Origin of the sequence: Mesorhizobium sp. M7D.F.Ca.US.004.03.1.1 (genome assembly GCF_003998635.1) — a bacterium.
GTDB lineage: Bacteria > Pseudomonadota > Alphaproteobacteria > Rhizobiales > Rhizobiaceae > Mesorhizobium > Mesorhizobium loti.
This window is the reverse complement of the sequence record NZ_RZQG01000268.1, coordinates 1-6,746: the sequence shown is the minus strand read 5'-3', so window position 1 is coordinate 6,746 and position 6,746 is coordinate 1. Positions and strand designations below refer to the sequence as shown.

Annotated in this window: 7 protein-coding genes and 2 pseudogenes; 3 read left to right on the top strand and 6 right to left on the bottom strand. The window is 62.7% G+C overall.

Annotation, left to right across the window (positions count from 1 at the left end; all coding sequences use genetic code 11):
- Nucleotides 1–323, top strand: a pseudogene (locus EN935_RS16685) (multidrug effflux MFS transporter); the annotation flags it as partial.
- 530 nt (nt 324–853) lie between these two features.
- On the opposite strand, the gene EN935_RS16675 reads toward EN935_RS16685, so the two are convergent.
- The 3 genes from EN935_RS16675 to rpsD all read right to left on the bottom strand — a co-directional run bounded on the left by EN935_RS16675 (nt 854) and on the right by rpsD (nt 3,328).
- On the bottom strand, nt 854–1,681 hold the full coding sequence (locus EN935_RS16675) for an inositol monophosphatase family protein (protein WP_109669625.1): 828 nt from the start codon (nt 1,679–1,681) through the stop codon (nt 854–856).
- Nucleotides 1,671–2,564: a tRNA 2-thiocytidine(32) synthetase TtcA gene (ttcA, locus tag EN935_RS16670; protein WP_127264254.1), complete on the bottom strand. Its 894-nt coding sequence runs from the start codon at nt 2,562–2,564 to the stop codon at nt 1,671–1,673. The genes EN935_RS16675 and ttcA overlap by 11 nt, the downstream gene beginning before the upstream one ends.
- Nucleotides 2,565–2,710: 146 nt before the next feature.
- On the bottom strand, nt 2,711–3,328 hold the full coding sequence (gene rpsD, locus EN935_RS16665; protein ID WP_023759539.1) for a 30S ribosomal protein S4: 618 nt from the start codon (nt 3,326–3,328) through the stop codon (nt 2,711–2,713).
- A 372-nt stretch (nt 3,329–3,700) separates the two neighbouring features.
- Here rpsD and EN935_RS16660 point away from each other — a divergent pair, with 372 nt between their 5' ends.
- Complete coding sequence (locus EN935_RS16660; protein ID WP_245488988.1) at nt 3,701–3,904, top strand: hypothetical protein; 204 nt, start codon at nt 3,701–3,703, stop codon at nt 3,902–3,904.
- A gap of 98 nt (nt 3,905–4,002) precedes the next feature.
- Here the strand turns inward: EN935_RS16660 and EN935_RS16655 are convergent, their stop codons facing one another.
- A complete protein-coding gene (locus EN935_RS16655) occupies nt 4,003–4,191 on the bottom strand; it encodes a DUF3008 family protein (protein WP_023810328.1) in 189 nt (62 codons plus the stop codon).
- Nucleotides 4,192–4,353: 162 nt separating this feature from the next.
- Between EN935_RS16655 and EN935_RS16650 the strand changes: the two genes are divergently transcribed.
- Nucleotides 4,354–5,733 carry an RNB domain-containing ribonuclease gene (locus tag EN935_RS16650; protein WP_127264225.1) on the top strand — a complete coding sequence of 460 codons (1,380 nt, stop codon included), beginning with the start codon at nt 4,354–4,356 and terminating at the stop codon, nt 5,731–5,733.
- Between the two features lie 23 nt (nt 5,734–5,756).
- On the opposite strand, the gene murI is transcribed toward EN935_RS16650, so the two are convergent.
- The gene (gene murI / locus EN935_RS16645; RefSeq protein ID WP_109669618.1) at nt 5,757–6,545 is read right to left on the bottom strand and encodes a glutamate racemase; all 789 of its coding nucleotides are present in this window, start codon (nt 6,543–6,545) and stop codon (nt 5,757–5,759) included.
- A pseudogene (locus EN935_RS16640) lies at nt 6,538–6,746 on the bottom strand (RNA methyltransferase); the annotation flags it as partial. The pseudogene EN935_RS16640 and the gene murI, both read right to left, overlap by 8 nt.

Sequence of the window (6,746 nt, the reverse complement as noted above, 5' to 3'; positions counted from 1 at the left end):
CGTTGTGGCTGTTCATCGCCTTCTTTGCCAGCGCCATGCTGCCGTTCGGTGCACTCGGCGCCAATTTCAACGCGTTGGCCATGGAGCCGCTCGGCCAACTGGCCGGCACGGCGTCGTCCATCCTGGGTTTCATGCAGACGTTTCTCGGCGGCATTCTCGGCACGCTGATCGGTCAGGCTTTCAACGGCACGGTAACACCGCTGGCCGCTGGTTTCTGCAGCGTCTCGGTCGCAGCGCTGCTGATGATCTTCATCGCCGAGCGCGGCAAGATGTTCCAGCCGCAGAACCCGCCCGTTCTAGGGCACGTCACCGACCTGCACTGAATTGTCGTTTTTGCGCGTGTCCCAAAACCCAGGGGTCCCCTTTGGGCGACATGCGCAAGACTAGGACGAACCTTCAAGGGCTGCCGTGAAGCGAGGCGCAAGCATACGCCCCGCGATTGCTCCACCCATGCTGTCCGAAAAGGGCAATGGCAAAGCGTCATCGAGTGCCCTGAGGATTGAAGCCACGAAGGCCCTGCTGAGCTGGGCATCGCTTCCAAGATCGGAATATGTGGCGCGAGGCTTGCCGATCAGTGTGCCGTTGCGGCGAAGCGAGAACCGCAGCGTCAGGGACATGCCCGCGGTTCCGGGCGGCGGCTTCCAACAAGCATAGATAGCGTCCGACATCTCCTTTATCGTGTCGACGGGGTCGGGACTGCGGCAAGTGCGCTCCTGCGAACTTGCTTCGTGGGAGCTGGCAAACAGGGCGGCGGCAAGAGCCGCCGCGACAATTGCGAACCGAGGTTTCATTCGAGAGCCTCCGGATTTGCGTGAGATTGCATCGCGCTTTCAGCTGGCCGCAGGAGTTGATCCTATTGCGCCCAGAGCTCGCGGCGCAATTCGTGCCAGCTTTCCCGGTCGGGCGCGACAAGCAGGCCGCCGCCGAGATGCGAGGGCAGATAGGCGCTGCCGTCGAAACGTGCGGCATGGCCGCCAGCCTCGGCATGGATCAGCATACCGGCCAGATGATCCCACGGCATCAGCTTGTTGTAGACGACGAAGTGGGCATGGCCGCTCGCCAACAGACGGTATTCGTGCGCCGCGCAGCGATAGGCGAACTGCGACAGGATCTTCGTCTGGTTGCGCGCCAGCCGCGACCGCTCCGGCTCGGGCATATATTGCCAGGAGACAGAGCCGGTCATTTGCGAGATCGGCGCGGGTGCTGCGACATGCACCCTCTCGATGCTGCCATGCGCATGCCGGATATGGCTGCCGGCGCCCCTGGCGCCGATCAGCCAGTCCTTGCCGACGGGATCGTGGATGATGCCGGCAACGGTCTCGCCCTTGATCACGACCGCCAGCATGACGCCGAACAAAGGCACGCCGGAGGCGAAGTTGAAAGTGCCGTCCACCGGGTCGATGACGAAAGCCAGATCGGCATCGCCCAACCCGTTCAACAGCGCTGGATTGTCGGAACAGGCCTCCTCGCCGACGACCATCGCCGAGGGGTAGCGCTCGCGCAGCCTGGCAGTGATGAGCCGCTCGGCGTTGACGTCGGCCTCGGTCACCAGGTCGGCGGCCGAGGTCTTCTGGCGGATGTCACCCTCGCCCAGCCGGCGAAAGCGCGGCATGATCTCGGCTTTTGCCGCATCGGACAGAAGGCCAGCGAGCCAGTCGATCGCGGTGTCGTCAAATGTCATCGGATATGTCTAGCCTTGTGCTGAGGGTCTCATTGAGCGCCGCGAAATCGAACAGTTTTCTGTCGAGCAGATGCGATGGCCTGCTGTTGGACAGTGCGCGTAGCATCGTGTCCTTACGACCGGGCATGCGCTTTTCGATATCCTCGAGCATCGCCTTCATGGCGTTGCGCTGGAGACCTTCCTGGCTGCCGCAAAGATCGCAGGGAATGATCGGGAACTGCATTGCGGCAGCGAATTTTTCCAGATCAACCTCGGCGCAGTAGCTCAACGGCCGCAGCACCATGACGTCGCCCTCGTCGTTGAGCAGCTTGGGCGGCATGGCGGCGAGACGGCCGCCATGGAACAGGTTCATGAAGAAGGTTTCGAGAATGTCCTCGCGATGGTGGCCGAGCACCAGCGCCGAGCACCCCTCCTCGCGCGCAATGCGGTAGAGATGGCCGCGCCTGAGACGCGAGCAGAGCGAGCAATAGGTGCTGCCCGCAGGCAGCTTGTCGGTGACGACGGAATAGGTGTCCTGATACTCGATGCGATGCGGGATGGCGTATCTGTCGAGATAGTCCGGCAGGATATGTTTGGGGAAATTCGGCTGGCCCTGATCGAGATTGCAGGCCAGCAGATCGACCGGCAGCAGCCCACGCCATTTGAGGTCGAGCAGCACGGCGAGCAGACCGTAGGAATCCTTGCCGCCCGACAGCGCGACCAGCCAGCGCTGGCCGGGCTTCACCATCGAAAAATCCTCGATCACCTGTCGGGTCAGCCGCAGCAGCCGCTTGCGCAATTTGTTGAACTCGACCGAGGACGGCACATCGGCAAACAGCGGATGAAAGCCGCCCTCGATGTCGCTGGCTGGTTCAAGCGATTCGGCGTCTGGCAGCATGTTCATGGCGTCAGTTCCAAAATCCGGGAGCAACGACTGTCCGGCGCTTCGTTGCGCCCGGAATTAGCGGAGATGGCCGACAAAGAAAAGGCAGACAAAGAAAAGGCCGCCTCGACGGGCGGCCTTTGCATGGTATCGCAAAACGCGTTCGCTTAGCGCGAATAGAATTCGACGACCAGGTTCGGTTCCATCTGCACGGCGAACGGAACGTCCGCCAGGCCGGGGATGCGCGAGAAGGTCGCGACCATCTTGTTGTGATCGGCTTCGATGTAATCCGGCACGTCGCGTTCGGCCAGGCCGACCGCTTCGAGAACGATGACCAGCTGCTTCGACTTTTCGCGCACTTCGACGACATCGCCCGGCTTGCAGCGATACGAGCCGATGTTGACGCGCTTGCCGTTGACGTTGACGTGGCCGTGGTTGACGAACTGACGGGCGGCGAAAATGGTCGGCACGAACTTGGCGCGGTAGACGACCGCGTCGAGACGCGACTCGAGCAGGCCGATCAGGTTCTCCGAGGTGTCGCCCTTGCGGCGATCCGCCTCTTCATAGACCTTGCGGAACTGCTTTTCCGAAACGTCGCCATAGTGACCCTTCAGCTTCTGCTTGGCGCGCAGCTGCAGGCCGAAATCGGAAAGCTTGCCCTTGCGGCGCTGGCCATGCTGGCCGGGGCCGTATTCACGCTTGTTGACCGGGGACTTCGGGCGGCCCCAGATGTTTTCGCCAAGACGGCGGTCGATCTTGTACTTCGCGGATTCGCGCTTGCTCATCGCATTCCCTTTTCAAAACAACACACCCGGAACCTCATGGCCCGGGTGAAGGAAACGCGCCCTCCTCTGGCCCCCGTTTTCGAGACCTGACAGGGTTTTCCCACGCAACGCGGCGGAAAACCCACGGGACACGTCATTTCAAACAAGATAGTAGAATTGAGTTTCCACGAATCTTGCGCACATAAAGAAAACCACCGGGCATTGCGGCCCGGTGTTGGCGCGCTGATTAAACGGAGATTTAACCGGTGTCAAGCTTGTGGCTGGCGCGGCGCAACGCAACCCTATAGCGTTCACGACGTTGATGCGATGCCGGATGTGGCGGGAGGTTTGCGCCAACGGCACCAGGAAGGGATCTGGAGCTTGAGGAGTCCAATGAGCATGAAGAAGTTCTTCCTTACCTTGGCAGGCGCCGCGGTGCTTGCAGGTTCGATGGCGGTGGCGCCCGAACCGGCGATGGCGCGCCATTGGCATGGCCACAAACAAGTCTGCCGCATCATCGTCAAGAAGAGAGTGGTGTGGCGGCACGGCCATCGCAGGGTGATCGTCGAGCGGATACGGCGCTGCCATCGCTGGTAAGGCAAAACATTTGCCCGGAGATTCTGCTTAAGGAAACAAGGCCCGCAGTTCCGCTACGGGCCTTGTTTCCTTGGGCCGGCGTTTCGCGAATGACACACTCAGTCTTTTGACTTCTTTTCCGGCAGGCCCTTGCGCTTGGTCTCGGCGAATTCCTCGAGCTGCTTTTCGCTCATCGATTCGTACATTCCCTTGGAAGCGCCTTGGAGTTCGCTCTTCTTCGTTTCGCCGCGCTTGGCCGACAAGGCAGCGCCGGCGGCTTTCTGCTGGGCTTTCGAGGTGGCTGGCATGGTGCTTCTCCTTTCCTGTCGGAGAAACGCCGCGCTTCGGCGGTGGTTCCAGCGCCGGCGGTCCAGTCCCTCAGCCGGCTGTGCCAGCCCATCAGGCGGCCGGCTTTGGCGATTTTCGTTGGCAGCCTTCCCGCCTCCAGAGCCCTGGTGTAGGACGGCTGAATGAAATCACTGACCGATCCCTCGCAAGCACTCTCCACCGGCCTCGCGAAAATCCGCACCGAATTCCACGTGCCGGATGGATTTCCGGTAGCCGTAATGGCCGCCGCGGAGGCGGCGGCCAAACGTTTGCCAAACCAGCATGCCGATCGAACTGATATACCCTTCGTCACGCTCGATCCGGCAGCCTCCACCGATCTTGATCAGGCGTTTTCAATCGAGGCGAGCGGCAGCGATCTTCTGCTGCATTATGCCATTGCCGACGTAGCCTGGTTCGTCGAAGACGGCGACGCGATCGATCTCGAGGCCTGGACGCGAGGCGAGACGCTTTACTTGCCGGACGGCAAGGCCGGTCTATACCCGCCGGCACTTGCCGAGGGTGCGGCGAGCCTGTTGCCGGATGGACCGCGTCCAGCTGTCATCTTCACCGTTCGGGTCGCCGGGGACGGTCTGGTGAAATTGGACGGCGCGGAGCGGGCAATCATCCAAAGCCGCGCGAAGCTCGCCTATGACAGCGTGCGGGCCTCCGATGTCCCGGCCGGCTTTGCCGAAATGGCGCGACGCATGGCGATGAACGAAAAGGGTCGTGGCGCGTCCCGCGTCGACCCGCCCGAGCAGGAGGTGGAAAGGCTGGCCGATGGCACATTCCGGCTTTCGTTCAGACCGCTGCTGCAATCCGAACAAGACAACGCCGCGCTTTCGCTGGCCGCCAACATGGCAATTGCCGATGCCATGCTTGCGCACCATACCGGGTTGTTCCGTGTGATGTCGGAGCCAGATGCTTTCAAGGTGCAAAGACTGCGCAACGCGGCACAGGCTCTGGGACTGTCTTGGCCGGCCTCCACCAGCTTGCGTGACTATCAGCGAACCCTTGACCCGGCCGATCCGCAACAGGCGGCGCTGATGCTGGAAATCCGCCATGCAAGCCCCGGCGCATCTTACCAACCCTACAAAGAGGGGGTTGTCCCCTGGCATGAGGCGATGGCTGCGACCTATGCTCATGCAACCGCGCCGCTCAGGCGGCTGGCCGATCGCTACGTCGTGCGCTGCGCGCTGGCGATCGCCAACGGCCAGCCCGTGCCGCAGGCCGTCACCGATGCGTTCACTGGACTGCCGAAGGTGATGGGGCGTGCGGATGCCAGCGCTTCGCAGATCAACCATGCGGCCATCGACCTTGCCGAGGCGGTCATGCTCAGGGGACGCGAGGGAGAGACGTTCAGAGCCGTCGTGACCGACGTCAACCACGGCGTGCGCGTCCAACTTGCCGACATGCCTGTCGTGGCCAACCTGAAGGCCTCCGGGCTCGAACAGGGTGATGGCCTGACTCTAAGGTTGGTCTCGGCCGATCCGGATCAACGCAGCATCGTGTTCGAACCTGCCTGAACGGCAGACGGTCCGGTCACGGCCTAGCGCACGACCAGTCCAAAGCCCTGCATCAGCCGGCTGGTTGCGAAGTCCACCTTGCCGGAGGTAAAGACGGCGATGTCGGGCTCGCCCATCGGCAGCGGCCCATCGACCGGCGCCAGCAGCGACATGGCGCGGCGGGCGATCGCTTCGGCCGGGTCGATCCAGTCGACCGGCCAGGGCGCGGTCTTGCGCATGCGATTGGCCAGGAACGGATAATGGGTGCAGCCGAGTACGATGATGTCGGTGCGGGCGCCGTCCTTCTCGACAAAGCATGGCGCGATCTCCTCGCGCACGATCTCCTCGTCGACGAACCCCTGGCGCATATAGATTTCGGCCAGCGGCGCCAGCCGGTCCGAGCCGACCAGCCGCACGTGGCATTTCTGCGCCCATTTGCTGATCAGGTCGCGCGTGTATTGACGCTTGACCGTGCCAGGCGTCGCCAGCACCGAGACGAGCCCGGAGCGGGTGCGTTCCGCCGCCGGCTTGATCGCTGGAACCGTACCGACAAAGGGATGACCGGGGAATTTCTGGCGCAACGCGTCAATCACCAGCGTCGACGCCGTGTTGCAGGGAATGACCGAAATCTCGGGCCGGAATTTCTCCAGCAGTGTGCCGAACAAGCCAAGGATATGGGCGTTGAGGGCTGGTTCCTCCCAGGCGCCATAGGGGAAAGCGGCATCGTCGGCGACATAGACAAAGCGGCGGTCAGGCATCAGCACGCGCGCTTCGCGCAGCACAGTAAGCCCGCCGATGCCCGAATCGAACATCAGGATCGGCCGCTCAGTCATTGTCGGTTCCCTTGCCACCCAGCGGCGGCGTGTCACTGTCGTCACCATTGGCGGCGTCACCATTGGCGGCGGGCGGCTGGCGACCCACTTCAGCCTTGCGGGCACGCGCGGCGGCCGCGGGCAGGCGCCGTGGATCATCGCCAGGGGAACCATCGCCGCGCGGCATCGCCGGCGAAAACCGGTCGAGCGACGAGATGATGC

Coding starts and splice junctions, on each gene's coding strand:
- EN935_RS16675 (WP_109669625.1), bottom strand. CDS start 1,681: ATGACATTTGACGACACCGCGATCGACTGGCTCGCTGGCCTTCTGTCC.
- EN935_RS16655 (WP_023810328.1), bottom strand. CDS start 4,191: ATGCCAGCCACCTCGAAAGCCCAGCAGAAAGCCGCCGGCGCTGCCTTG.
- EN935_RS16650 (WP_127264225.1), top strand. CDS start 4,354: ATGAAATCACTGACCGATCCCTCGCAAGCACTCTCCACCGGCCTCGCG.
- ttcA (WP_127264254.1), bottom strand. CDS start 2,564: ATGAACATGCTGCCAGACGCCGAATCGCTTGAACCAGCCAGCGACATC.
- rpsD (WP_023759539.1), bottom strand. CDS start 3,328: ATGAGCAAGCGCGAATCCGCGAAGTACAAGATCGACCGCCGTCTTGGC.
- murI (WP_109669618.1), bottom strand. CDS start 6,545: ATGACTGAGCGGCCGATCCTGATGTTCGATTCGGGCATCGGCGGGCTT.
- EN935_RS16660 (WP_245488988.1), top strand. CDS start 3,701: ATGAGCATGAAGAAGTTCTTCCTTACCTTGGCAGGCGCCGCGGTGCTT.